Source organism: Pseudomonas poae, assembly GCA_028869255.1.
Lineage (GTDB): Bacteria > Pseudomonadota > Gammaproteobacteria > Pseudomonadales > Pseudomonadaceae > Aquipseudomonas > Aquipseudomonas poae_C.
On the sequence record CP110972.1, the window covers coordinates 2,945,054 to 2,971,049 of the forward strand.

The following is a 25,996-nucleotide window of genomic DNA, read 5'->3' on the forward strand; positions in this document are numbered from 1 at the left end:
GCCAATACTGCACCCCCATGACGCAATCTTCACATTAAGCGCGGAGCATTCGCCGTGATCGAACTGTCCCCTATTGATCAGCACGTTTTAACCTCACTGACGATTGGAGTTCTTCATGGCGAAAATCAACCTGGCCCAGCAGCTGGCGACCACCCTTGAACAGGCGGGCATCAAGCGCATCTGGGGCCTGACCGGCGACAGCCTCAACGGCCTGACTGATGCGTTGCGCAGCATGGACAGCATCGAGTGGATGCACGTGCGCCACGAAGAAGTGGCCGCGTTCGCTGCCGGTGCCGAGGCGGCCGCCACCGGTGAGCTGACCGTGTGCGCCGGCAGCTGCGGGCCGGGCAACCTGCACTTGATAAACGGCCTGTTCGACTGCCATCGCAACCATGTGCCGGTGCTGGCGATTGCTGCGCAAATCCCCTCCTCCGAAATTGGCTTGAACTACTTCCAGGAAACCCATCCCCAGGAGCTGTTCAAGGAGTGCAGCCACTTTATCGAGCTGGTCACCAACCCCGAGCAGATGCCCCACGTGCTGCACCGCGCCATGCGCTCGGCGATCCTCAATCGTGGCGTGGCGGTGGTGGTGATTCCAGGCGACGTGTCGCTGCTCGAAGTGGAAGACAAGCTCAAGCCCTGGCCGGCCCTGCATGCACCGCGCACCTTGCCGGCGGAACAGGATCTGCAGCGCCTCACCGAAATCCTGCACAGCAGCAAGAAAGTCACCCTGCTATGCGGCAGTGGCTGCGCCGGCGCCCATGACCAAGTAGTGGCCCTGGCCGACACGTTGGGTGCGCCGGTGGTGCACGCCCTGCGCGGCAAGGAGCATGTGGAATGGGACAACCCGTTCGATGTGGGCATGACCGGCCTGATCGGCTTCAGCTCCGGTTACCACGCCATGCTCGACTGCGACACGCTGATCATGCTCGGCACCGACTTCCCTTATCGCCAGTTCTACCCGACTGACGCGAAGATCATCCAGGTCGACCGCAACCCACAGGCACTCGGCCGGCGCGCCACGCTGGACCTGGGCATTGCGGCGGATGTCAGCGAGACCATCGCCGCGCTGCTGCCGCGCCTGACGCGCAAGACCGATCGCAGCTTCCTCGACACCTCGCTGAAGCACTACGAAAAAGCCCGCCAGGGCCTGGATGACCTGGCGCAACCGTCCAAGGCCGACCGGCCTATTCACCCGCAATACGTGGCGCGTTTGCTCAGCGAACTGGCGGACGACGACACGATCTTCACCGCCGACGTCGGCTCGCCCACCGTATGGGCTGCACGTTACTTGAAGATGAATGGCAAACGCCGCCTGATCGGCTCGTTCAACCACGGCTCCATGGCCAACGCCATGCCCCAGGCAATCGGCGCACAGGCGGCATTCCCTGGGCGGCAGGTGATTTCGATGTCCGGCGACGGCGGGTTTGCGATGCTGATGGGGGATTTCATCTCACTGGCGCAGTTGAACTTGCCGGTAAAAGTCATCGTGTTCGATAACTCGTCCCTGGGGTTTGTCGCCATGGAAATGAAGGCAGCAGGTTACCTGGACACCGGTACCGAGCTGAAAAACCCGGACTTCGCCGCGATGTCCAACGCCATGGGCATCCTCGGCATTCGCGTGGAGCAGTCCGAAGATCTGGAACCGGCCCTGCGCCGCGCCCTGGCCCATGACGGCCCAGTGCTGGTGGATGTGGTCACCGCGACCCAGGAGCTGGTAATGCCGCCGAGTATCAAGCTGGAACAGGCTAAAGGTTTCAGCCTGTATATGCTCAAGGCGGTGATGAGTGGGCGCGGTGACGAGGTGATTGAACTGGCGCGGACTAACTGGCTGCGTTAACCCCCCTGTGGGAGCGGGCTTGCTCGCGAAGACGGTGGTTCAGTCGATATATAGTCGACTCAGACACCGCCTTCGCGAGCAAGCCCGCTCCCACAATGGATGCTATTGCCCAATCAAGCGCGCTGTTTTTCCACCCACTTGGCGTAGGCATCAATAAACGCCTGCAAGAACGGCTTGGTCTTTTCCGACAGCTTGCCTGATTCATCAAACACGCTGCCCGCACCGCCGAGGTAAGCCTCAGGTTGCTGCATGCAGGGCACATCGAGGAACACCAGGGACTGGCGCAGATGGTGGTTGGCGCCAAAACCGCCAATGGCGCCCGGCGACACGCTGATGATCGCCCCCGGCTTGCCACTCCAGGCGCTTTGCCCATAGGGGCGGGAGCCCACGTCAATCGCGTTCTTCAACGGCGCGGGTACGGAGCGGTTGTACTCGGGGGTCACGAACAGCACCGCGTCGGATGAACGTACCTGCTGACGGAAAGTACTGTAGGCTGCCGGTGGTGCAGCACCGTCGATGTCTTCGTTGTAGAGCGGCAAATCGCCAATTTCCACAATGTTCAACTTCAGGTTGGCAGGGGCCAGTTCGGCCAATGCCAGGGCGACCTTGCGGTTGATCGAGTCTTTTCTCAAGCTGCCAACCAGGACGGCAATCGTGTAGACCTTGCTCATTGGGGTTTCCCGACGTCTGACTAAAGGAGCTAGTAGTTATAGAGGCTTCGCGGCGCGATCACCAGAAGGTTTTGCTCACCCGTCGGGCGTGTGTCTCGCACCTTGACGTGTAGGAAGCGTCTGAAAACATCAGCGAATTTTATTTTTTTCCATAGGTAAACTACCCCGCGCTATGACGGTCTACAGAACCGCAAATCGAGTGTTTATCTCCAGAGGTTCTAAACAGATGGCAGCAGTACTAGTCGGACAGTTTCATGCCAGAGACGCAGAAGGACGTGTGTACTCGGTGCATGAGTTCCAGGAATCCAACCCGGCGCAAGGCGACCTGGCTGGCTCGGCACCCACCACCACCTACAAGCTGGCCATTGGCGACCGTGTAGAAAAGCTGGAAGGCGATGAGTTCAAACTGATCCAGTCGGGGACTATCATCGTCCGCGAATCGCAAACCACCCTCGCTTCATAAGCTGACCCCGCGAACGTACCTGCTCAGTCCTGGCCAATGACGGCATTGACTGGGCCGGGCGATCATGGCCTGCGAATTTCCGTCACTTCAGCCCCCGCCTCACCGTCCATTTGCTTGAGCGTCACCATCAACCTCCCCCGCTCGCCCTCCACCGCATACATCGAACGCTTGTAGCCCGGCGAATTGTGCGCGGGATACGCCACCACCTGCCTGACCAGCGTGACACCCAGCACTGCGCCCACCTGCTCAGCCACGGGTTCCTGGGCGCGGATAAACGTTTCGAGTGCGAGGTTTTCGGGCGTGATGTCGTCGTGACTGCCGAAGAGATAAGCAGCCACGCAGCCGATGGTCACAAGAACCAGCAGTTGCTTGGCCGTTACCCCGAGAAATGTCGAGGGTAGAGGCATATGAGACCAGACCTGTTTTTGTTGTATTGGTCGTTAATGATCAGACCAGTCATTTTAATCAGGTCGGTGGTTAATGCCAGATGATTCACTGGTCGCCGTAGGTAATATCCTTGTTCTCCCCCACACCACCCACTGTCCGGTCCTTGCCGAACGAAAACAGGTCGAAAGGCGTCCGGGCCTGGGTTGGCGGGTAATGGTACTGATACGCGACGCCCCATGGGTCGCTCAGCAAGTCTTCGTCGACGTAGGGCCCCTTCCATTGCGCCTCACCCGCAGGCTGCTTGACTAGGGCGTCCAGGCTCTCCTCATCGGTGGGGTAGCGACCGGTGTCTTGGTGGAACTGTTCAACGGCCTTGCCCAATGTGGCCACCTGAGCCTTGGCCGTGGCAATTTCCGCCAACGCCACGTCGCCGAACAATCGTGGGCCCAGCGCCAGCGCCAATACGCCAACGATGACCAACACCACCAGCACCGCCCACCGCGTAAAAGCGCGCTGGGTACTTAGTGTTTCGACAGCTGTACGTCGTGGCATGGTGAGGCTCCCCTTTTTCCCCGGTGATCAAGTGGGTTATACGTCCTGCAGGTTGCACTTGCCTACAGGGTTATTGGAACGGCCCTGCTGTTTTTTGCCGGACCATTGAATCCCCGCCCTGCTGACCCTAGACTCCGGCCATGCGTTTACGTCATATCGAAGTGATTCAGGCCATCTTGCAGACCGGACACCTCGGCACGGCCGCCGAATGGTTGCAACTCCCTGTGGGCGATGCAGAAGCGGCGCTCAAGGAGGCCGAGCAGCAACTGGGCTTCATGCTGTTTGCCAGCGTCCGCGGGCGCTTGCAAGCCACGCGTGAGACCCTGGAATTACAGGCCGCGATTGCCCACGTGTATGAAGCGCTGGAGCCGGTACAGCGCCTGGCCAGCCGCTTGAAACACCATCACGCCCCAACCCTGCGCGCCCTGTGCACACCGCCCCTGGCCAATCAATTGTTGCCACAAAGCATTGCGGTACTGCGCCGGCGTTTCCAGGACACCCCCTGCAACCTGTCGAGCCAGCCAACCCGCGACATCGTCAGAAGCCTGCTGCTGCACGAAGCCGACGTAGGGCTGAGCCTGCATGACCCGCAGCACCCGCAAATCCAGAGCAGCGTGCTGGCCCAAGGCAAATTGCAACTGTTGGCGCCCCATGGCTGGCTCAAGCCCAAGCAAAAGTACAGCGCCCTGCAGGACCTCGCCGGCCAATCGATGATCGGGCTGGAGGGGCAAGACCCGCTCAGCCGCCTGCTGGACGCCAAGCTGCAAGCCTTGCGCCCGCTGCCGGTGGTGCAGACGCGGGTACAGACCTACCAGATGATGCGCAGCATGGTCGAGGCCGGTGAAGGCTTGGCGATTGTCGACCCGTTTACCGCGTTCGGCGCTCGCGAGGCGGGGCTGGATGCGTGCCCGCTGTCGCCGCCGATCATGGTCAGCCTGTATGCGCTGACACTGAAGGATGGCGTGGCCACACCGGCACTCAATGCGTTGCTCGAGATCGTCACCCAAAAGGCGCAAAGCCTGCTCGCGATTTAAGCCAGTTCGACTTCGGCCTTGAACAAGCGATACCAGAAAATCGCCACCTCACGGGTTTGCGGATCAATCCCGCGATAGCGCAAGTGGTCGATCCCGCCCATCACATAGCCGCTGCGCTCATACAACCGGCAGGCGCCCAGGTTGTTGTTCTGGGTTTCCAGCATCATGCCCGGCAGGTTTTTCTTGCGGCTCCAGAACTGCGCCACATCCAGCAGGGCCTTCGCCACCCCGTGGCGGCGTGCGGGCAAGGCCACGGCCAATTCATCGACGTGGGCAAAGCCGTTCCAGTTGGTGCTGACCACGATATGCCCCACCGCCCGATCATCCAGGTAGGCCATGAAGATCGCGCTGTCCGGCGCATCGCGAAAGCTGGCGAACTCTTCGGGATCGATGCCGTAGCACTTGCGGTACGGCACAATACGCTCCACGGGCCACTGATCGACCCGCTTGCCCATCTGCGGCTCACCGTAGGCGCTGACCTCAAAGCTGAAGTCATTGCCCCACACGTAGGCATCAAAGCCTTCATCGGCGACCCGTACACTGAGCCCCGGAAACTTCGGGTTCATTACAGCTTGCATAAACATTTTTAACCCTTGATGCAATCGACGGTGTAACAACGACCGGTGCCGTCGTCTTCGTGTTGCAACCCATGAACATCCGCGACAAAACCGGGGAAACTGCTATCGAACGTCCGGGCAAACGCCAGGTAATCGATGATCGATCGGGTTGACTCGGTAAAGCGCTCGCCCGGCATGATCAGTGGAATCCCGGGTGGATAAGGCACAAGCATCACGGCAGCGATGCGCCCTGGCAAAGCGTCGATGGACACCGCCTCCACTTCCCCCTGACCAACTGATCGTAGGCGTGCGCCGGCTTCATCGCGATTTCCGGCAGCACCGTGTACATCCGCTTAAGGTGCTTGGCCGTCGCGTTGCTACGGTAACAGCTATGCAATTGATCGCACAGGTCGCGCAAACCCAGGCCCTGATAGCGCGAAGGGCCTTGGGCGAACACCGAGGACAAACAACTGGCCAGGCTGACATTGGCGTCGTAACTGCGCTTGAACTCCAGCAGTTCGGTGAGCAAGGTACTCCATTTGCCCTTGGTGATGCCCATGGAAAACAGCACGAGGAAGGAATACAGCCCGGTCTTTTCCACCACCAGGCCACGCTCCCAGAGGAATTTGCTGACCACTGCCGCCGGAATCCCGCAATCGCTCAAGGCGCCGCCGGCGGTAAGGCCGGGCATCACCAGCGTCACTTTGATCGGGTCCAGCAGCACGTAATCTTCGGCAACATCCCCGAAGCCGTGCCAATCGTCCTGGGGTTGCAGCAGCCAGTCCGCCGTCGCCACCCGGTCGATACCGGCCACCGAGGGTGGCTGCCAGATCGAAAACCACCAGTCTTCGGCGGCGATATGCTGGCGCAGGTTGGCCAGGGCGCGGCGAAAACTCAGGGCCTCGTCGAACATTTCCTGCAACAGCGAACGCCCGGCGGGGCCTTCCATCATCGCCGAGGCCACGTCCAGTGAGGCGATGATGCTGTACTGCGGCGAGGTGGAGATATGCATCATGAACGCTTCGTTGAAACGGTCACGGTCCAGCTGACGTGCACCGCCGTCCTGTACATGGATCATTGAAGCCTGACTGAACGCCGCCAGCAGCTTGTGGGTGGAGTGGGTGGTGAACACCAGCGGGCTGTCCGGCGTGCGCGAGGTGCCCATGCCGTAACGCCCGGCGAAGAATTCGTGGAAGGCCGCATAGGCGTACCAGGCTTCGTCAAAGTGCAACACCTCGACACTGTTGCCCAGTTGCTGCTTGATCAGCTCGGCGTTGTAGCACAGGCCGTCGTAGGTGGAGTTGGTGACCACCGCCAGCTTGACCTTCGGCGGACGACCACGGGCCAGGGGGCTGGCTTCGATCTTGGCGCGAATCGACTCCGGGCTGAATTCGCTGAGCGGAATCGGCCCGATGATTCCCAGCTCGTTGCGCTCCGGGCACAGGTACAGCGGGATGGCGCCGGTCATGATGATCGAGTGCAACACCGACTTGTGACAATTGCGGTCGACCAGCACCAAGTCATCGCGCCCTACCATGGAGTGCCACACGATCTTGTTGGCGGTCGAAGTGCCATTGATCACGAAGAACGTATGGTCGGCGCCGAAGTTGCGCGCAGCGCGGGCCTCGGCCTCGGCCAGCGGCCCGGTATGATCGAGCAGCGAGCCCAGTTCGGGCACCGAGACCGACAAGTCCGAGCGCAGGGTATTTTCCCCGAAAAACTGATGAAACGCCTGCCCCACCGGGCTTTTGCGATAGGCCACACCGCCGCCATGGCCGGGGGTGTGCCAGGAGTAATTGGAGTCGGCGGTGTGCTGCACCAGCGCTTTGAAAAAGGGCGGCAACAGGCCATCCAGGTAGGTGCGCGCCGCACGGGCCACTTGCCGGGCGAGAAACGGCACCGTGTCTTCGAACAGATACAGAATCCCGCGCAGCTGGTTAAGCTCGCTCATGGCATCGGCCGGCGCGTTTTCCAGGGTGACTTGCTCGCCCAGGGCAAAGATCGGCAGGGCAGGCGCCCGCACCCGCGCCAGACGGATCAGCTCGACCATGTTTTGCAGCAGGTGGGTATTTTCGCCTGCGCCTTCGGCGGCAATCAGCATGCACGCGAGGCCGTGATGGGTTGAGGCCACCAGTCGCCCTTCGGCGTAGTCCATTGCAGAAAAGATACTGAAACCTTCTTGTTCCAGTTCTTTGGCGATGCCTCGGACCCGGTCACCGGCAACGGTGTCGGCCTTGATGTCACGGTGCACGATCAGAACGGGGAACTTCAGGTCTTTGTACATGAGTGCGTAGAGTCCTGAGGGCTATGCACTCAAGGGTAGAAGGTGGGGCGGGATGTGGCGAATGAAGATTTTGAAAGCAATGGAGATCAAGTGTGGGAGCTGGCTTGCCTGCGATGTCGGTGTATCAGTGACAATCAGGCTAGCTGGCCCACCGCTATCGCAGGCAAGCCAGCTCCCACATTGGACCGTGTTCAGTCTTGGGGTTATTGCTGGGTCAGTTGAGTCCACAACGCCGGCGCACCCGCCGACTTGGCAATCGCCTCCAGGCGCGCCGCATGCTCGGCCAGGTCCTGCTCGCTGGCGCGGATGATGGTGGTCGGCTTGCGATCGGCCGGCAGGCGGCGGATTTCCGAAGGGCGGTTGCCCGAACCTTCCGCCGAACCGCTGCCGTCGGAGGCATTGCCCGCCAGCGACAGGCTGGTCTGCCCGCCGGTCATGGTCAGGTAGACGTCGGCGAGAATCTCGGAGTCGAGCAAGGCGCCGTGAAGTTCACGGCCGGAGTTGTCGACACCATAACGTTTGCACAAGGCATCGAGGCTGTTGCGCTGGCCGGGGTGACGTTCACGGGCCATCATCAAGGTGTCGAGGATCGAACAGTGCCGGGAAATGTCCGCACGGTCCGTCTGGCCCATCAGGGCAAACTCGTTGTTGATGAAGCCGACGTCGAACGCCGCGTTATGGATGATCAGCTGGGCGCCGTTGATGAACTCGAAGAACTCGTCCGCCACTTCAGCGAAACGTGGCTTGCCCTTGAGGAATTCATCGGTGATGCCGTGGACGCCGATCGCGCCTTCGTCACTGTCACGATCCGGTTGCAGGTAGACGTGAAAATGACGCCCGGTCAGGCGCCGCCCCATCAGTTCGACACAGCCGATTTCAATGATCCGGTGGCCGTCGGTCACCGGCATGCCGGTGGTTTCGGTATCGAGTACAACAGATCGGATGGCCATCAGGGTTCAGCTCTCAACGGTGTGGTGTGTATCAAAGGGCGCGATGTTAACACGTCAGCCAGCCTCAGCTCTGCTTGTAGCCGCGCACTTCGTCCACGCCTCTATTGGCGAGCTGGTCGGCGCGCTCGTTGCCTGGGTGGCCGATGTGCCCGCGGACCCACTTCCAGGTGATGTCATGGCGATTGCATTGCTCATCGAGCAGTTGCCACAGGTCGGCGTTTTTTACCGGCTCTTTGGCGGCGGTCTTCCAGCCGCGCTTCTTCCAGTTGACCATCCACTCGTTGATACCTTTCATCACGTATTGCGAGTCGGTCACCAGCAACACATTGCAGCGACGCTTGAGCTCTTCCAGCCCGCGAATGGCGCCCATCAGTTCCATGCGGTTATTGGTGGTGTTGGCTTCGCCGCCCCACAACTCCTTCTCCACGCCCTTGCACACCAGCAACGCGCCCCAGCCGCCAGGGCCCGGGTTGCCCTTGCAGGCGCCATCGGTGAAGAGTTCTACGCTATCGGTCATCGTTGCTTCCATCAAAACAGGCGGGGTCTGAAATCAAAAAAGGTTTTACGGTTCGCTTTGCTTGCGGTTGACCTTGGCCATCGGCATCGGCACCAGCTTGCCCATGGGCTGACGCTGGACCTGACGCACCGGCCGCAGCCCGACCACGATCTTGCGTGCTACCAATAAATAGAAGCCGCCGCCCGACAGTTGCCAGGCACCCGCCCGGCGTTCCCAGCCGGCCAGACGGCCTTGCCACTTGGTCGAGGCAAGCGGCGGACGATAGCACCCGAAGCGGCGTTTCTCCAGCGCGAAGCCCAGCAGGTTCAGCCAGTCGCCCACCCGTGATGGCGAGATGCAGCGCGCCTGACGCAGGCCGTCGTGGGCGAACACGTGGCGCAGGCCCCAGCTGCTCCAGGGGTTGATCCCGATAATCAGCAAATGGCCACCAGGGCGCACGCTGCTCGCCGCTTCGCGCAGCAAGCCGTGGGGTGACAGGCAGAAATCCAGGCCATGCTGCAACACCACCACATCGGCGGCGTGCTCGCTCAAGGGCCAGGCCTGTTCCTCACATACAATTTCCACCCCCGGCAACGGCGCCCCCAGGCGCACATTGCGTTGCACCTGCGGCGCGGCGGGCGGGGTCTGGGCGGACGGGCCGTAATGCACCAGATAGCCGCCAAAGAACCGGCCCAACTCGTCTTCGAGCATGCGCCGCTCTTCATCCAGCAAAAATTGCCCGATCGGCCCGGACAGCCATTCACGGGCGGCGCCGATCAAAGCCAGCCACTCAGGATCGGCCTGGGCGAACGCTTTATCAGTCATTGCATTCTCCAACTCGCCTAGACGTTCTAAGATGCACCAATGTGTTCAGCTTGGCGAATCGAAGAATGATACAGATCAGTGCCCTGCCCGCCTTCACCGATAACTACATCTGGTTGTTACAGGACCCGCACACCCAACGCTGCGTCGTGGTCGACCCTGGCGACGCCGCGCCCGTGCTGGCCTGGCTCAAGCAGAACCCGCAATGGGCCCTGAGCGACATCCTGGTGACCCACCATCACCATGATCATGTCGGCGGCGTCGAACAACTCAAAAATCTGACCGACGCCAAGGTCTACGGCCCGGCGCATGAAACGATCCCGGCGCGGGATGTGGCCCTGCAGGATAACGACCGCATCAACGTGCTGGGCTGGGATTTCGATGTCTACGCCGTGCCCGGCCACACCCTGGGCCACATCGCCTTTTATCATCCGGGCGTGTTGCTGTGTGGCGACACCCTGTTCGCCGCCGGTTGCGGGCGCCTGTTCGAAGGCACGCCAGAGCAGATGCACACCTCGCTCGAGCGCCTGGCCGCGCTGCCGGCCGACACGTTGGTGTACTGCACCCACGAGTACACACAAAGTAACCTCAAATTTGCCCAGGCGGTGGAGCCGGACAATGCCGATATCGCCAAACGGGTGGAACACGTCAACCAATTGCGGGCCCGCGGCGAGATGACGCTGCCCTCCAACCTGGCCCTGGAAAAACGTACTAACCCTTTTTTACGTACCGCTGAAACATCCGTTAAACAAAAAGCGGACGAACGGAATGGACGCGACAACCGCTCTGGGGCCGAGGTGTTTGCTAGTTTGAGGGCATGGAAAGATAAGTTCTAACGGGATGCAATCTGATACGGATTTTCTGAATGGTTGACCGCAACCAAAGTGCTTTCTAGAATCGCCCGACATTTTTGCCCGGAACTTACTTCCAGCCAATGTCGTCATCTATTCGTAAATCCAACCATTCAGACGCATTGACCCGCCTGGCTCAAGCCGTGGCGGTGGCTGTGTCCGCGACTCTGGCGGGCTGCCAATCGACAAATTTCGCTGCACAATCCACCGTGCAACCCAAACCCAATCTTGCCGCCAAGATCAAGCAAAAACCTATTTGGCTCTCAGAGAAGCCCAGCCCCGAAGTCCCCCAGGATGTCTGGGAGCGCATGCGCCGGGGCTTTCAATTGCAGGACGGCCTGGGCGTCAACCCGCGCATCGAGCAACAGCGCTTGTGGTTCGCCAGCAACCCGTCCTTCCTGGAGAACGCCGGTGAACGCGGCAGCCTCTACATTCATTACATCGTCGAACGCCTTGAAGAACGCAACATGCCCCTGGAGCTGGCGCTGCTGCCAGTGATTGAAAGTGCCTACAACCCAATGGCTTATTCGCGCAGCGATGCGGTCGGCCTGTGGCAGTTCATCCCCTCCACCGGGCGCTATTTCAACCTGCGCCAGACCCGCGCCTACGACGGCCGCCGCGATATCACCGCCTCCACCACCGCCGCCCTGGACTACCTGACCCGTCTGCACGATATGTTCAACGGCGACTGGCTGCTGGCCCTGGCGGCCTATAACGCCGGCGAAGGTACGGTGAGCCGGGCCATCGAGCGCAATGAAAAGCTCGGCCTGCCGACCGACTACTGGAACCTGCCCCTGCCCCAGGAAACCAAGGACTACGTGCCCAAGTTCCTGGCGCTCTCCCAAGTGGTGCTGGCCCCTGAAGCCTATGGCGTCAACCTGAACCCGATCGCCAATACCCCGTATTTCGAAGTGGTTGAAGTCAAGCAAAGCATGGACCTGTCACGGGTCGCCGCGCTGGCCGAAATCGACGAAGACGAGCTGTTCCAGCTCAACCCGGCGCTCAAACAACGCACCACCCTTGACGGCCCTCAGCATTTGCTGGTGCCAAGCTCCAAAGCGCAACTGCTGACCAGCACGCTTTCGACGATGAAGCCTGAAGAATTACTGGCAATGCGCCCGAAAAAGCAGGTGTTCGACGAAGTCGAGACGGCCCGAGTGGCCGGGCGCACCCGCAATTACAAGGTGCGCAGTGGCGACAACCTCACCCTCATCGCCAAGGCGAACAAGGTGGATGTGCACGACCTGCAGCGCTGGAACAAGCTCAACGGCCAGGCCCTCAAGGTTGGCCAGACGCTTGTGATGCAGGACACCCGCAAGCTGGTGGCCAAGGCAGACAAGAAGCCGGTGCAATACAAAATCAAGAAAGGCGACTCGCTGTACACCGTCGCCAAGCGCTTCAACGTCGAGATGCAACATCTCAAGCGCTGGAACCCGCGTACCGGCCAGGCATTGAAGCCTGGGCAGATGCTGGTGGTTTCCGGGCCGCGCTAAGGCCTCAAGCACACTGGGGAGCTAATGTGGGAGCGGGCTTGCTCGCGAATGCGGTGGAACATTCAACAGCTATGTTGACTGACATACTGCATTCGCGAGCAAGCCCGCTCCCACCTTGAATTCTCAGTGGTTTCAACAGCCTTTTTCCAACCGGAACAAGCTGTTACTGTACCGATCATAAAGCCCAAGCTGCCTGGATCGGATCTCTGACTTGACGCGTCCCCTCCTTCTACTAATAAGTCTGGCCTTGAGCTTTGCTGCGAACGCGACGATTACCGAGAGCCACGGTTATACGCAGTTCGGCAGGCTCAAGTACCCGGCCAAATTCACCCACTTCGATTGGGTAAACCCTGCAGCGCCGAAAGGCGGGACCCTGCGGGTCATGGCATTTGGCACGTTCGATACGCTCAACCCCTACACCTTCAAGGGCTCAAGCCCGGTGTCCACCCCCAACTTCCTGCAGTACGGCGTCAACGAGCTGAACGAGCCGTTGATGGTTGGCACCGGCCTGTATGCGCCCTCCGGCGATGAACCGACCTCCAGCTACGGGCTGATCGCCCAGTCGGTGGAATACAGCGAAGACCGCAGCTGGGTAGTGTTCAACCTTCGCCCCGAAGCGCGCTTTCACGATGGCAAGCCGATTACCGCCTATGACGTGGCGTTTTCCTATCGCACCCTGCTGACCGAAGGCCACCCGCAGTACCGCACCAACCTGCAGGAAGTGGCACGGGTCGACATCCTCAACCGCCATCGCATTCGCTTTGTCTTCAAGCGCGCCGGCAACCCGCTGCTGATCCTGCGCCTGGGCGAACTGCCGGTACTGCCCCAGCATTACTGGAAGAACCGCGACTTCAAGGCCACCACCTTCGAACCGCCGCTGGGCAGTGGGCCGTACCGTATCAGCAAGGTGACACCGGGCCGCCAGCTGGTGTTTGAGCGGGTCAAGGATTACTGGGGCAAAGACCTGCCGGTCAACCAGGGTTTCTATAACTACGACAAGGTCGAAGTGGAGTTCTACCGCGACAGTGACGTGGCCTTCGAAGCCTTCAAGGCCGGTGAGTTCGATATCTATATCGAACACCAGGCCAAGAACTGGGCCAATGGCTACAACTTCCCGGCGATCAACCGTGGCGACGTGATCAAGGCGCAGATCGCCCACCAAATCCCCACCCAGAGCCAGGGCCTGTTCATGAACAGCCGCCGCCCGACCTTCAGCCAGACCAAGGTGCGCGAGGCCCTGGGGCTGATGTTCGACTTCGAGTGGACCAACCGCACGCTGTTCAGCAGCGCCTATAAACGCAGCTTGAGTTATTACCCCAACAGCGAATTCTCCGCCACCGGGGTTCCAACCGGCCATGAATGGCTGATGCTCTCGCCCTACCGCGACCAGTTGCCGCCCAACCTGTTTACCCAAGCTTTCAGCCTGCCGCAGACCGACGGGCGCGGCATCCCGCGCGAAACCATGCGCCGCGCCCTGGCCCTGCTCGGCGAAGCCGGCTGGAAGCTGTCGGGGCAACGCCTGCAGAACAAGGACGGGCAGCCGCTGCGCTTCGAAATCCTGCTGGTCAACCCGAACCTGGAGCGCATCCTGCAGCCCTACGTCGAGAACCTGATCAGCATCGGCATCGACGCACGCCTGCGCACCGTTGACCGGGCGCAATACAAGCAGCGCCTGGATCAGTTCGACTTCGACATGATCCTGATCACGCTCAACCAAACCTTGAGCCCCGGCCTCGAGCAGTGGCAGTACTTCCACTCCAGCCAGGCCGCGATCAAGGGCAGCAAGAACTACGCAGGCATCAACAACCCCATCGTCGATCACCTGCTGGAACAACTGCTGGCCGCGCAGACCCGCGAAGAACAATTGGCCGCCGGCCGCGCCCTGGACCGGGTGCTGCTGTGGCAGCACTACAGCATTCCCAACTGGTACCTCAACTATCATCGCTTGGCGTACCGCAACCGGTTCGCCTTTGTCACCACGCCGCCCTACAGCCTGGGCCTGAGCGCGTGGTGGCTGAAAGCTTCGGAGAAAGCCCAATGATGTATTTGCGCAACGCACTGCTTGGCAGCCTGTTGCTGTGCACCGCGGCCCACGCCGCGCCACAACATGCGCTGACGCTCTACAACGAGCCGCCGAAATACCCCGCCGACTTCAAGCACTTCGACTACGTAAACCCGGATGCCCCCAAGGGCGGCACCTTTCGCGAATCGAGCATGGGCGGCTTCGACAGCCTCAATCCGTTTATCAGCAAGGGTGTGCCGGCCGACAATGTCGGCCTGATCTACGACACCCTGGCCATGCAAAGCCTGGATGAACCGATCACCGAATACGGCCTGGTGGCCGGCAAGATCGAAAAGGCGCCCGACAACAGCTGGGTGCGTTTCTACCTGCGCCCCGAAGCGCGCTTCCATGACGGCCACCCGATCCGCGCCGAAGACGTGGTGTTCACCTTCCGGGAACTGATGAAGGAAGGCTCGCCGATCTATCGCACCTACTATGCCGATGTCGATGAAGTGGTCGCCGAAGACCCGTTGCGAGTGTTGTTCAAGTTCAAACGCACCAATAACCGCGAATTGCCGCTGATCCTCGGGCAACTCCCGGTATTACCCAAGCACTGGTGGGCCACCCGCGACTTTGCCAAGGGCAACCTGGAAGTGCCGCTGGGCAGCGGGCCGTACAAGGTCGCCGAGGTCAAGGCCGGGCGCATGATCCGCTACGAGCGGGTCAAGGATTACTGGGCCAAGGACCTGCCCGTCACCAAAGGTTTCTACAATTTCGATAACCGCATCACCGACTACTACCGCGACAGCACCGTGTCGCTGGAAGCCTTGAAGGCCGGGCAGTTCGACTACTGGCTGGAATTCAGCGCGAAGAACTGGGCCAACGCCTACAACATTCCCGCCGTGGCCCAGGGCCGACTGATCAAGGAAGAAATCCCCAACGGCAACCCCACCGGCATGCAGGGTTTCGTGTTCAACACGCGCAAGCAAATGTTTCAGGACGTGCGCGTGCGCAAGGCCATCAGCCTGTTGCTGGATTTTGAGTGGAGCAACAAACAGCTGTTCAACGGCGCCTATACCCGTACCCGCAGCTACTTCGAAAACTCGGAAATGGCCGCCACCGGCCTGCCGGGCCCGGATGAGTTGAAGATCCTCGAACCGCTGCGCGACAAAATCCCCGCCGAAGTCTTCACCCAAGCTTTCGAACCTGCAAAAACCGACGGCAGCGGCATGATCCGCACTCAGCAGCGCGAGGCCTATCAGCTGTTGCAGGAAGCCGGCTGGCGTATCGTTGACGACAAGATGGTCGACACCACCGGCAAACCGGTGACCATCGAGTTCCTGCTGGCCCAGACCGAATTCGAACGCATCCTGCTGCCCTTCAAGCGCAACCTCGCCGACCTGGGCATCGACCTGGTGATCCGTCGGGTGGACGTCTCGCAGTTCGTCAACCGGATCCGCTCACGGGACTTCGACATGCTGGTGGGCAGCTTCCCGCAATCCACCTCGCCGGGTAACGAACAACGTGAGTTCTGGAAGTCCTCCAGCGCCGATAAACCCGGCAGCCGTAACTACATGGGGCTCAAGGACCCGGCGGTCGATCAGTTGGTAGAGGAATTGATCGACGCCGACTCGCGTAAAAGCCTGGTCGCCCATGCCAAGGCCCTGGACCGCGTGTTGCAGTTTGGCTACTACGTGATCCCCAACTGGCATATCAAGACCTTCCGCGTGGCCTACTGGGATCACCTTGGCCACCCCAAAGTCCCACCGCGCTACGACGTGGGCACGGCCACCTGGTGGGCCAAGCCCAACGCCAAACCGGCGGTCTCCCTCGACACCACCCAGACCGCCGATCCGGCGAGTGGAGGCGATTAAATGCTGGCTTATATTGTTCGCCGCCTGTTGCTGATTATCCCCACGCTGTTCGGGATCTTGCTGATCAACTTCGTGATTATCCAGGCCGCCCCCGGTGGCCCGGTGGAGCAGATGATCGCCAAGCTCGAGGGTTTTGAAGGCGCCACCAGCCGGATTGCCGGCGGCGGTGCCGAAGTTTCGGTGGCCGGTTCCAGCAGCTATCGCGGCGCCCAGGGCCTGGACCCGGCACTGATCAAGGAAATCGAAAAGATGTACGGCTTCGACAAGTCGGCGCCGGAACGTTTGTGGATCATGGTCAAGAACTACGCCCAACTGGATTTCGGCAACAGCTTCTTCCGTGACGCCAAGGTCATCGACCTGATCAAGGAAAAGATGCCGGTGTCCATCTCGCTCGGGTTATGGAGCACGCTGATCATGTACCTGGTGTCGATCCCGCTGGGGATCGCCAAGGCCACGCGGCACGGCAGCCATTTTGACGTGTGGACCAGCTCGGCGATCATCGTCGGCTATGCAATCCCGGCGTTCCTGTTCGCGATCCTGCTGATCGTGGTGTTTGCCGGGGGCAGCTATTTCGACTGGTTCCCCTTGCGCGGGCTTACGTCCAACAACTTTGACGAGCTGAGCTGGGGCGGCAAGATCCTCGACTATTTCTGGCACCTGGCGCTGCCGATCACCGCGCTGGTGATCGGCAACTTCGCGACCATGACCCTGCTGACCAAAAACAGCTTCCTCGACGAAATCAACAAGCAGTACGTGGTCACCGCCAAGGCCAAAGGCCTGACCAACCATCGCGTGCTCTACGGCCATGTGTTCCGTAACGCGATGCTGCTGGTGATCGCCGGTTTCCCCTCGGCTTTTATCGGCATCTTCTTCACCGGCTCGCTGCTGGTGGAAGTGATCTTCTCCCTCGACGGCCTGGGCCTGATGAGCTTTGAAGCGGCAATTAACCGCGACTACCCGGTGGTGTTCGGCACGCTGTTTATCTTCACCTTGCTGGGGCTGATCGTGAAACTGATCGGCGACCTCACCTACACCCTGGTCGATCCGCGTATCGACTTTGGCAGCCGGGAGCATTGAGATGAATCTATCCCCCCTCAATCGCCGCCGGTTCGAGCGTTTCAAGGCCAACAAGCGTGGCTGGTGGTCGCTGTGGCTGTTCCTGATTCTGTTTGTGCTCAGCCTGGGCGCGGAGTTGATCGCCAACGACAAGCCACTGGCGGTGCACTTTGACGGCGACTGGTATTTCCCGGCCCTCAAACGCTACCCGGAGACCACCTTCGGCGGCGAATTCCCGCTCGAGGCCAACTATAAGAGCCCGTATATCCAGGAGTTGCTCAAGGCCAAGGACGCCTGGACCTTGTGGGCGCCGATCCCGTTCAGCTACCAGAGCATCAACTACGACCTGAAAGTGCCGGCCCCCGCGCCGCCGTCTTCAGCGAACCTGCTGGGCACCGATGACCAGGGTCGCGATGTGCTGGCCCGGGTCATCTACGGCTTTCGCGTGTCGGTGTTGTTTGCGCTGACCCTGACCGTGCTCAGCTCGATCATCGGCGTGATCGCCGGGGCTTTGCAGGGTTTCTATGGCGGCTGGGTCGACCTGGCCGGGCAGCGCTTTCTGGAGATCTGGTCCGGGTTGCCGGTGCTGTACCTGCTGATCATCCTTGCCAGCTTTGTGCAACCGAACTTCTGGTGGCTGCTGGGCATCATGCTGCTGTTCTCGTGGATGAGCCTGGTGGACGTGGTACGCGCCGAGTTCCTGCGCGGGCGCAACCTGGAATACGTGCGCGCCGCCAGGGCGCTGGGCATGCAGAATGGCGCGATCATGTTCCGCCACATTCTGCCGAATGCCATGGTCTCGACCATGACCTTCATGCCCTTTATCCTCACCGGCGCCATCGGCACCCTGACCGCCCTGGATTTTCTCGGCTTCGGCCTGCCTGCGGGTTCGCCGTCGTTGGGTGAGCTGGTGGCCCAGGGCAAATCCAACCTGCAAGCGCCGTGGCTGGGCATGAGCGCGTTTGCCGTGCTGGCGATCATGCTGAGTTTGCTGGTGTTTATCGGCGAGTCCGCTCGCGATGCCTTCGACCCGAGGAAATGAGATGAATCAGGACAATCTGATCGAAATCCGCGACCTCTCCGTCGAGTTTGTCACGGGCGAACACCACCACCGTGTGGTGAACAACGTGAGCTTCGATATCAAGCGCGGCGAAACCCTGGCGCTGGTCGGCGAAAGCGGCTCCGGCAAATCGGTGACCGCCCATTCGATCCTGCGGCTGCTGCCCTACCCGCTGGCGCGGCACCCGTCCGGCACCATCGAGTACGCCGGGCAAGACTTGCTGACCCTCAAGGAAAAAACCCTGCGGCATATTCGCGGCAACCGCATCGCGATGATCTTCCAGGAGCCGATGACCTCACTGAACCCGCTGCACTCCATCGAGAAGCAGATCAACGAAGTGCTCGGCCTGCACAAGGGCCTCACCGGCAAGGTTGCCACCCAACGCACCCTGGAACTGCTGGACCTGGTGGGCATCCCCGAACCGCACAAACGGCTCAAGGCCTTGCCCCATGAACTGTCCGGCGGCCAACGCCAGCGCGTGATGATCGCCATGGCCCTGGCCAACGAGCCGGAACTGTTGATCGCCGACGAGCCGACCACGGCCCTCGACGTCACCGTGCAGTTGAAGATTCTGGAACTGCTCAAAGAGTTGCAGGCGCGATTGGGCATGGCCTTGCTGCTGATCAGCCATGACCTGAATCTGGTGCGGCGCATCGCGCATCGGGTGTGCGTGATGCAGCAGGGCTGCATCGTCGAGCAGGCCGACTGCGAGACACTGTTCCAGGCGCCGCAGCACCCCTACACCCAGGAACTGCTGGCCGCTGAGCCGAGTGGCGGGCCGGCTGGCAATGCGGTCGGGGCGCCGCTGCTGGTGGTCGATGACCTCAAGGTGTGGTTCCCGATCAAGAAGGGCTTTTTGCGCACCACCGTTGATTACGTCAAGGCGGTGGACGGCATCAATTTCAGCCTGCCCCAAGGGCAAACCCTGGGCATCGTCGGCGAAAGCGGCTCGGGTAAATCCACCCTGGGCCTGGCGATTTTGCGTTTGATCGCCAGCAACGGCGGGATTTGCTTTGAAGGCCAGCAACTGGACCGCCTGACCCAGCAACAGGTACGCCCGTTGCGCCGGGAAATGCAGGTGGTGTTCCAGGACCCCTTCGGCAGCTTGAGCCCGCGCATGTGTGTGAGCGAAATCGTCGGCGAGGGCCTGCGCATTCACAAGATGGGCACGCCGGCAGAGCAGGAAGCGGCGATCATTGCCGCGCTCAAGGAAGTGGGCCTGGACCCGGAATCGCGCAACCGCTACCCCCACGAGTTCTCCGGCGGCCAGCGTCAACGCATCGCCATCGCCCGCGCACTGGTGCTCAAGCCGCGCCTGATCCTGCTGGATGAACCCACCTCGGCGCTGGACCGCACGGTGCAGCGCCAAGTGGTGGAATTACTGCGCAGTCTGCAGGCCAAGTACAACCTGACCTACCTGTTTATCAGCCATGACCTGGCGGTAGTGAAAGCTCTAAGCCATCAACTGATGGTGGTCAAACATGGACAGGTGGTGGAACAAGGCGATGCCAAGGCGATTTTTGCCGACCCGCAGCATGCCTATACCCGCCAACTGCTGGAGGCTGCCTTCCTGGTCCCCGCTTGATGTACGCAGATCAAAATGTGGGAGCGGGTTTGCTCACGAATGCGGTGTGTCAGTGAATACATCTATAACTGAACCGCCGCATTCGCGAGCAAGCCCGCTCCCACACTTGGTACTCCCCCAATAGCAAATCCCCGATCTCCCAAGGGATGGAGCCACCGCCATGTCGCTGAACACCACCGCTCACCCGGCGCAGGCGCCGCGCTTCTGGCGCGACGCGCGTTTGCCGTTCATCGAGGCGCGGACCATCGCCGACGGGCGAAAAGTCACCTACACCCGGCATGCCCATGAGCATTTCTCGATCGGCGCAATCACCACCGGGCGCAGCTATTACCACTATGGCGCAGAGACCTTCCAGATCAGCGCCGGCACCGTAGTGCTGATGAACCCAGGCGATGTGCATGCCTGCAACCCGATCCACGACCAGCCCTGGTCCTATCACATGCTGTACCTCGACACGCCCTGGCTGACCGACCTGCAATACCAGCTGGGTTTCAGCACCGACCAGGGCTATCGCCCCTTCAACACGCCGTACACCCGCGACACGCGGCTGTACAACGGCTTGATCGAGCTGTACGCGATCCTGCTGGATCAACAGGCCGAGCTGCTGCAAAAACAGAGCGCACTGGTGAGTTATTTCAGTGAAGTGCAGCAACGCCTGAACCCGTCACTCGCCCCGGTGCGCGAGGTGAACCACAAGCTGGAACGCGCCGCCGAGTACATCCGCGAACACTGCACCCAAGCCTTGAAACTCGAAGATATCTGCCTGGCTGCCGAGCTGTCGCCGTCGTACCTGATCCGCGCCTTCAAGCAGTATTACGGGCTGACGCCGCATGCTTTTCTGGTGAACCGCCGCATCCAGTTTGCCCGTACCCAGCTGCGCAACGGCGAGCTGATCGCCGATGTGGCCCTGGCCGCAGGTTTTGCCGACCAGGCGCATTTCCAGCGCACCTTCAAGCAGCACTTCGCCGCCACGCCCGGGCAATACCGCGACGTGCTCAAGCCATCAGCAAATAACCCACACTGGCCACCAGCAACGCGGCCATTGAACGGTTGAACAGGCGCACGCCCCGGGGATCGCCCAAGTAACGCCGCAAAAAGGTCCCGGCATAGGCCCAGCACGCCACCGACAGGTAGCAGATCACCAGGTAAAGCCCGGCAAACAGCCAGACCTGCGCCGCGTCGCCATCCGCCACAAACAGCCCCATCCCGGCCACGCAGGCCAGCCAGGCTTTGGGGTTGAGCCACTGCATGATCGCACCGTAGAGCATCGACGGCGCCGTGGCGCTGCCGTCGGCGTCCAGCCGGCCATCATCCACCGCCAGTTTCCAGGCCATGTACAACAAAAAAGCGACCCCACCCCACTGGACCAACTGGGTCAGGATCGGCCAGCGCACCAGCACTTCATGCAAGCCCAGGCCGATCAACACCAGCAGCAAGGTAAAGCCGACAGCGGCGCCGAACACGTGTTTCTGGCTGGCGACAAACCCGAAGCGCGCCCCTGAACTCAGTGCCACCACATTCACCGGGCCCGGCGTGATGGAGGTGGCCAGGGCGAAGGCAGCCATGGAAATGATCAAGCTCATTGCAGTTCCCTTTTATGATGCGCCGTGAAGAGGCCACAACGGTATAAGAGCCATCCAAAACGGTATTGAACAAAATCACCCTGGGCCCACAAACCTGGCCAGGGCCGGTGCTAGAGTTCACGACCAAGTATTGATTCGATCACTGCAAGAAGGAATCGCCATGTCACATCGTCTACTGGCAGTTGCCTGCCTGTTGCTGTCTGTCTCCACGGCCCAGGCCGCTGAACGCTGGGAAACCCTGCCGCCGACACCCGCCCCGGTGACCGCCGCAAAAACCGGGTATGCCGCCGTCAACGGCATCAAGGTCTACTACACCCGCACCGGCCAGGGTTCGCCGGTGGTGCTGCTGCATGGCGGGCTGTCCAACTCCGACTACTGGGGCCACCAGGTCAAGGCGCTGTCGGCCAAGCACACGGTGATCAGCATCGACAGCCGTGGTCATGGGCGCAGTTCGCGGGATGAAAAACCCTTTGGCTACGACCTGATGGCCGATGACGTAGTCGCCGTGCTCGACAGCCTGAAGATTCCCCGCGCCGATATCGTCGGCTGGAGCGACGGCGCGATCATCGGTATCGACCTGGCCCTGCGTCACCCGGAGCGTATCGGCAAAGTGTTCGCCTTCGCCGCCAACACCCAGACCGCCGGTGTGAAGGACGGCGTGGAGAAAAACCCGACCTTCGCCGCGTTTATCGAACGCGCCGGCAAGGAGTACGCCAAGCTGTCGCCGACGCCCAAAGAGTACGACGCGTTTGTAGAGCAGATCAGCCATATGTGGGCCAGCCAGCCGAACTGGACCGACGCGCAGTTGGCGAGCATCAAGACACCGATCCTGATTGCCGATGGCGACCACGACGAAGCGATCAAGCGCGAGCACACCGAGTACATGGCCGCGACCATTCCCGGTGCCGGCCTGCTAATCCTGCCGAACACCAGCCACTTCGCGTTCCTGCAGGACCCGGCGCTGTTCAACGCCGCGCTGCTGGGCTTTCTCGACGGCAAATAACCCAGCCTACTTGACGAACAACTCCCGGTCCCGGGCCTTCACATGGCCGGGTCGGTAGTAGGCGTCGAACCAAGGCTTCTCCCCCGCCGCCGGCGGTTTGGCCAGGCGCAGGGTCTGCAGCGCGCCGGGCTGGCTCGCATTGACACGGAAGTGGAAATGGTCGAACAGGCGCAACGCCTCGATGGCATACACCACAGCAATCTTGCGGTCTTCGATGCGGATCAGGTGGTCGCCGTTATTCTTCTCCCCGCCCCCGGCCAGGTTGGAGGAGCCGGTGTAGACCGTGGGGTTGGCGCCGTTGAAATCAGTCACCACAAACTTGTTGTGCACCATATTCCCCGCATTGCCCGACCACTCCGCCTTGAACGGCGCCGGCGCATTGCTCGCCAGGTAAGCAAACGGCAGCAACCCCACCGAGCCATCCGGCTTGCGCACCGCCAGCTTGCCGGTGCGCTGGGCCACGCCGTAGGAAAACAGCGCACGCTGCATCAACTCATCCAGCGCGGTGCGTACTTTGCCGTTGATCAGGCTGAGGAACACGATGGAATACAGCACCGAACTGGTGGCCTGCTCGATGCTGGTGGCAATAGGGTCCAGCGATAGCGCACTGTCGGCATGCGGCGCGAAGCACAACGACACCCTGGAGCCGGGCTCGTCGCGCACCACCCACCACTGCTGCGAAAGCGCGTGCTTGCGAAACGTACCGGGCGCGGTCCAGTAGGCATCGAAGACTTCGGCAAACTTGCCGGCCACCGTTTCGTCATCAAACAACAGCACATTATTGGCCTGGATATACAGGCCGCGCAGGGCAAAGTTGGTGGAGCCGCCAAGCACCCGGATCGCCTTGCCGGCGCGCCGCACGATCAGCACTTTGTTGTGCTGCTGGCTGGAAAAATGCAGGCGCTTGACCTGCGCACCGGCCGCACTCAAACGCGTGGCACTGAGGCTTTCGCAGCTGTCGGCGGCGCCTTGGTCGCCATGGTCGTCGATGATCGCCCGCAAACGCGGGCCGAGCTGTTCGAGGCGGCGCAGAATGTCCGGTTCCTTGCTTTCGTAGATCAGCGCGTCGAGGGTCAGTTCGGGGTCATTCGCCACCTGTTCCAGCACTTGCAGGATCAACTGCCGGGCTTCGAAACCCAGCCATTGGTAATTGGCTTCGAAGGGCGCCATGTCCAGGTCCAGATAGGCCCTGGGGGCGGAGCGCGCCGGCGGCAGGATGCGGGTTTCATTGTCGAAACGATCGCCATACGCCTGGGAGGACGCAAAGCCCCGAGTAAAGCCGATGTTCACGAAGTCGCTGATGGTTTGCGCTTGCAGCGACACCTGGCCTTCCACCCCCACCCCTTTGCGCAGCGTGCCGTCGGCCTGCATATAACAGGCAGTGACCCGGTAGCGGAACAGCCCCGGCAGGATCTCGCTGGGCACATGAATCCAGCGAAATTTCTGGAACGGCGCCTCGGTGGAAGCAAAGGTGCGCGGCCGCTCGGGGGTGGGCGGGTAGTCGAAGTGCAGGCGGTTATGCAGCACGCCCCAGTGGTTGGCACCGGGGTAACGCACTTCGATGCTGAAGCCGACAAAGTCGACCGTGGCCAGGTCCGGCGCGAGGTCAAATGCCAGCAAGGCAGCGCCCTCTCCGCGATACAGCTTGAAGGTCAACCCTTGAAACGTGGTCTTGCTCTCGAAGTCGGTGCTCAAGCGATATCCCTTCTGCCGGCAGGCGGTCTCTTGAGTCTAGCGCCTGCGCCGCATAATGCTGCCCTAGCGCTGGGAGGGATGCGGATATCGCCGCCGCGGCACTGGGTTTTCACACTGCCTGGGCAGCCGGCAAACGCCAGGTCTTTGGTCAGGCACACGCGCACCTCCGACAGCACCTTGCCTTTGCAGATTACCGCCAGGCCATGGCCGCCCAGGCGCGGGTTGCTCTCGCGAAACAACGCCTCGATCTCACGCGCCGGCAACGACGGTGGCGTATTGAAAGGCTGCAACTGCGGTGGGATGACCACCCCACCCAACGCGGCATCCGTCTTGTCCAGGTAGGCCAGCGGCTCAAGCCCGGTGCAGGTCCCGTGTTTGGCCCATTCGTGCTTGAGCAACGCACGCGTCGGGAACAGCGCCGCGCCCTTGTCCAGTTCTTCAGCGTTCAGCGGTGATTGCGGCGCACACGACGCCGGCCACCCTCCCCTTGCGTATTGCGGCCACAGGCCGTGCAGCACAAAGCCGTAGCCCTTGCCCGAGCACTGTTCGTTACCCGGGTGGGTGAGGCAAAAGGTCGGTGACCAGGACAACGACAGCACATAAAAATCAAACTCGCCTGGCGTCCCTTGGCTACGCGGAGCCGCCATTGCACTGGTTGCGACAGCCAGCCACAACGCTATCCAGTATTTCATCGGGTTATTCCTTGGAAAAAAAACAGGTATACCGCGACTACCCCGGCAAATTGGGGTTACGTTGTAGCACCTTGTCCAGGATCCGATCGGTCTTCAACGCTTCGATGCCCAGCGACGGATGCTCGGCCTCGCCACGAATGTGCGCGTTCATCGCCAACACGTGGTGCCACTGGATATGGGCGTGGCAAGGCACTTCCAGCACTTCGTTGACCTCACCTTCGAGACGCAGCGGCTGGTCTTCGAACACCGAGAACTGAATGCGCCCGCGGCTGCCGATCAACTCGACCAGATCCTCGCGACGGTCCGCGACAAAGTTCCAGCAGCCCATGCCCAGCGCGCCCGAGCTGAAGGTCCAGCAGGCCGTCACCGCATCTTCGGCTGCGTAGCCTCCGGCCTGGCGTGCGGTAAAACCCGAGACTTCGACGATATCCCCGACCAGGAACTGGAACAGGTCAAAGCCGTGGCTGGCCAGGTCGGCAAAGTACCCGCCACCGGCGATCAGCGGGTCGGTGCGCCAGTTAGTGGCGCTGGCATCCTCGGCGCCCGGGGGCTTGCACAGGGTCCAGGTCAGGTGGCGCAACGCGCCGATGCGCCCGTCTTGCAGCCAGTCGCGCACTTGCTGGAAGCGCGGCAGCGAGCGCCGGTAATAGGCGACAAACAGGTGCAGCCCGGCTCGCTCGAAAGTGCGCTGCATCAAGGCACTCTGCTCGGCGTTCAGCGCCATCGGCTTTTCGACGCAGCAATGCTTGCCGGCCGCCGCGACCATCAGGCTGTATTCGAGGTGGCTGTCAGGCGGCGTGGCGATGTACACCGCATCCACCTCGGGGTCGTCGATCAGTGCCTGGGCGTCGGTATAGAACCGACCAATGCAATGGCGTGCCGCATAATCGCGCACGGCTTCTTCGCGTCGCCCCATCACGGCCACCAGCGCCGAACCTGGCGCTTTGTAGAAGGCGGGTCCACTCTTCAGTTCAGTGACACTGCCACAGCCGATCATGCCCCAACGTACGGTGCTCATCAGTTTTCCTCGTCCGTTTTCATCAAGC

At 61.2% G+C, this 25,996-nt stretch carries 23 protein-coding genes and 1 pseudogene; 12 read left to right on the plus strand and 12 right to left on the minus strand.

Translation table 11 applies throughout. The features are described from left to right. Positions 1–115 precede the first annotated feature (115 nt). Positions 116–1,840: a ubiquinone-dependent pyruvate dehydrogenase gene (gene poxB / locus LRS56_13375; protein ID WDU65342.1), complete on the plus strand. Its 1,725-nt coding sequence runs from the start codon at positions 116–118 to the stop codon at positions 1,838–1,840. A gap of 113 nt (positions 1,841–1,953) precedes the next feature. Here poxB and LRS56_13380 read toward each other — a convergent pair whose 3' ends face one another. Then, the gene (locus tag LRS56_13380; GenBank protein WDU65343.1) at positions 1,954–2,511 is read right to left on the minus strand and encodes an NAD(P)H-dependent oxidoreductase; all 558 of its coding nucleotides are present in this window, start codon (positions 2,509–2,511) and stop codon (positions 1,954–1,956) included. 226 nt (positions 2,512–2,737) lie between these two features. Between LRS56_13380 and LRS56_13385 the strand changes: the two genes are divergently transcribed. Beyond that, complete coding sequence (locus tag LRS56_13385; GenBank protein WDU65344.1) at positions 2,738–2,974, plus strand: hypothetical protein; 237 nt, start codon at positions 2,738–2,740, stop codon at positions 2,972–2,974. 62 nt (positions 2,975–3,036) lie between these two features. On the opposite strand, the gene LRS56_13390 is transcribed toward LRS56_13385, so the two are convergent. Further along, the gene (locus LRS56_13390; protein ID WDU65345.1) at positions 3,037–3,381 is read right to left on the minus strand and encodes a hypothetical protein; all 345 of its coding nucleotides are present in this window, start codon (positions 3,379–3,381) and stop codon (positions 3,037–3,039) included. Positions 3,382–3,466: 85 nt separating this feature from the next. Continuing rightward, positions 3,467–3,913 (minus strand): type II secretion system major pseudopilin GspG, encoded by a 447-nt coding sequence (gene gspG / locus LRS56_13395; protein ID WDU65346.1) that lies wholly within the window; start codon positions 3,911–3,913, stop codon positions 3,467–3,469. 140 nt (positions 3,914–4,053) lie between these two features. On the opposite strand from gspG, the gene LRS56_13400 reads away from it, so the two are divergent. Next, the gene (locus LRS56_13400; protein ID WDU65347.1) at positions 4,054–4,947 is read left to right on the plus strand and encodes a LysR substrate-binding domain-containing protein; all 894 of its coding nucleotides are present in this window, start codon (positions 4,054–4,056) and stop codon (positions 4,945–4,947) included. Here LRS56_13400 and LRS56_13405 read toward each other — a convergent pair. The 5 genes and pseudogenes from LRS56_13405 to LRS56_13425 all read right to left on the minus strand — a co-directional run bounded on the left by LRS56_13405 (position 4,944) and on the right by LRS56_13425 (position 10,059). Further along, positions 4,944–5,525: a GNAT family N-acetyltransferase gene (locus tag LRS56_13405; protein WDU65743.1), complete on the minus strand. Its 582-nt coding sequence runs from the start codon at positions 5,523–5,525 to the stop codon at positions 4,944–4,946. The two genes, LRS56_13400 and LRS56_13405, sit on opposite strands and share 4 nt — an antisense overlap. An 8-nt stretch (positions 5,526–5,533) precedes the next feature. Next, positions 5,534–7,788: pseudogene (locus LRS56_13410) on the minus strand (lysine decarboxylase). Positions 7,789–7,991: 203 nt separating this feature from the next. Continuing rightward, on the minus strand, positions 7,992–8,732 hold the full coding sequence (dnaQ, locus tag LRS56_13415; protein WDU65744.1) for a DNA polymerase III subunit epsilon: 741 nt from the start codon (positions 8,730–8,732) through the stop codon (positions 7,992–7,994). Between the two features lie 70 nt (positions 8,733–8,802). Continuing rightward, a complete protein-coding gene (rnhA, locus tag LRS56_13420; GenBank protein ID WDU65348.1) occupies positions 8,803–9,255 on the minus strand; it encodes a ribonuclease HI in 453 nt (150 codons plus the stop codon). Between the two features lie 45 nt (positions 9,256–9,300). Next, a complete protein-coding gene (locus LRS56_13425) occupies positions 9,301–10,059 on the minus strand; it encodes a methyltransferase domain-containing protein (GenBank protein WDU65349.1) in 759 nt (252 codons plus the stop codon). 65 nt (positions 10,060–10,124) lie between these two features. On the opposite strand from LRS56_13425, the gene gloB reads away from it, so the two are divergent. From gloB to LRS56_13465, 8 genes are all read left to right on the plus strand, one after another. Next, positions 10,125–10,892, plus strand: coding sequence for a hydroxyacylglutathione hydrolase (gene gloB, locus LRS56_13430; GenBank protein WDU65350.1), 768 nt, complete (start codon positions 10,125–10,127; stop codon positions 10,890–10,892). A 98-nt stretch (positions 10,893–10,990) separates the two neighbouring features. Further along, positions 10,991–12,400: a transglycosylase SLT domain-containing protein gene (locus tag LRS56_13435; protein WDU65351.1), complete on the plus strand. Its 1,410-nt coding sequence runs from the start codon at positions 10,991–10,993 to the stop codon at positions 12,398–12,400. A 211-nt stretch (positions 12,401–12,611) separates the two neighbouring features. Further along, positions 12,612–14,441 carry an extracellular solute-binding protein gene (locus LRS56_13440; protein WDU65352.1) on the plus strand — a complete coding sequence of 610 codons (1,830 nt, stop codon included), beginning with the start codon at positions 12,612–12,614 and terminating at the stop codon, positions 14,439–14,441. Then, positions 14,438–16,276 (plus strand): extracellular solute-binding protein, encoded by a 1,839-nt coding sequence (locus LRS56_13445; protein WDU65353.1) that lies wholly within the window; start codon positions 14,438–14,440, stop codon positions 16,274–16,276. The genes LRS56_13440 and LRS56_13445 overlap by 4 nt, the downstream gene beginning before the upstream one ends. Next, positions 16,277–17,353 carry a microcin C ABC transporter permease YejB gene (locus tag LRS56_13450; protein ID WDU65354.1) on the plus strand — a complete coding sequence of 359 codons (1,077 nt, stop codon included), beginning with the start codon at positions 16,277–16,279 and terminating at the stop codon, positions 17,351–17,353. Between the two features lies 1 nt (position 17,354). Next, a complete protein-coding gene (locus tag LRS56_13455; GenBank protein WDU65355.1) occupies positions 17,355–18,374 on the plus strand; it encodes an ABC transporter permease in 1,020 nt (339 codons plus the stop codon). 1 nt (position 18,375) lies between these two features. Beyond that, positions 18,376–19,977 (plus strand): ABC transporter ATP-binding protein, encoded by a 1,602-nt coding sequence (locus LRS56_13460; protein ID WDU65356.1) that lies wholly within the window; start codon positions 18,376–18,378, stop codon positions 19,975–19,977. A 160-nt stretch (positions 19,978–20,137) separates the two neighbouring features. Continuing rightward, entirely contained in the window at positions 20,138–21,031 is an 894-nt protein-coding gene (locus LRS56_13465) for an AraC family transcriptional regulator (protein WDU65357.1), read from the plus strand. On the opposite strand, the gene LRS56_13470 is transcribed toward LRS56_13465, so the two are convergent. Continuing rightward, positions 20,973–21,560: a LysE family translocator gene (locus LRS56_13470; GenBank protein WDU65358.1), complete on the minus strand. Its 588-nt coding sequence runs from the start codon at positions 21,558–21,560 to the stop codon at positions 20,973–20,975. The two genes, LRS56_13465 and LRS56_13470, sit on opposite strands and share 59 nt — an antisense overlap. A gap of 160 nt (positions 21,561–21,720) precedes the next feature. Between LRS56_13470 and LRS56_13475 the strand changes: the two genes are divergently transcribed. Next, on the plus strand, positions 21,721–22,563 hold the full coding sequence (locus tag LRS56_13475; GenBank protein WDU65359.1) for an alpha/beta hydrolase: 843 nt from the start codon (positions 21,721–21,723) through the stop codon (positions 22,561–22,563). A 6-nt stretch (positions 22,564–22,569) separates the two neighbouring features. On the opposite strand, the gene LRS56_13480 is transcribed toward LRS56_13475, so the two are convergent. Genes LRS56_13480 through LRS56_13490 form a run of 3 tightly spaced genes read right to left on the minus strand, consistent with a single transcriptional unit; the run spans position 22,570 to position 25,968 of the window. Further along, the gene (locus LRS56_13480) at positions 22,570–24,258 is read right to left on the minus strand and encodes a phospholipase D-like domain-containing protein (GenBank protein ID WDU65360.1); all 1,689 of its coding nucleotides are present in this window, start codon (positions 24,256–24,258) and stop codon (positions 22,570–22,572) included. Further along, positions 24,255–24,950 carry a ribonuclease T2 gene (locus tag LRS56_13485; GenBank protein WDU65361.1) on the minus strand — a complete coding sequence of 232 codons (696 nt, stop codon included), beginning with the start codon at positions 24,948–24,950 and terminating at the stop codon, positions 24,255–24,257. The genes LRS56_13480 and LRS56_13485 overlap by 4 nt, the downstream gene beginning before the upstream one ends. A 37-nt stretch (positions 24,951–24,987) precedes the next feature. Next, positions 24,988–25,968 carry a Gfo/Idh/MocA family oxidoreductase gene (locus LRS56_13490; GenBank protein ID WDU65362.1) on the minus strand — a complete coding sequence of 327 codons (981 nt, stop codon included), beginning with the start codon at positions 25,966–25,968 and terminating at the stop codon, positions 24,988–24,990. Positions 25,969–25,996 lie beyond the last annotated feature (28 nt).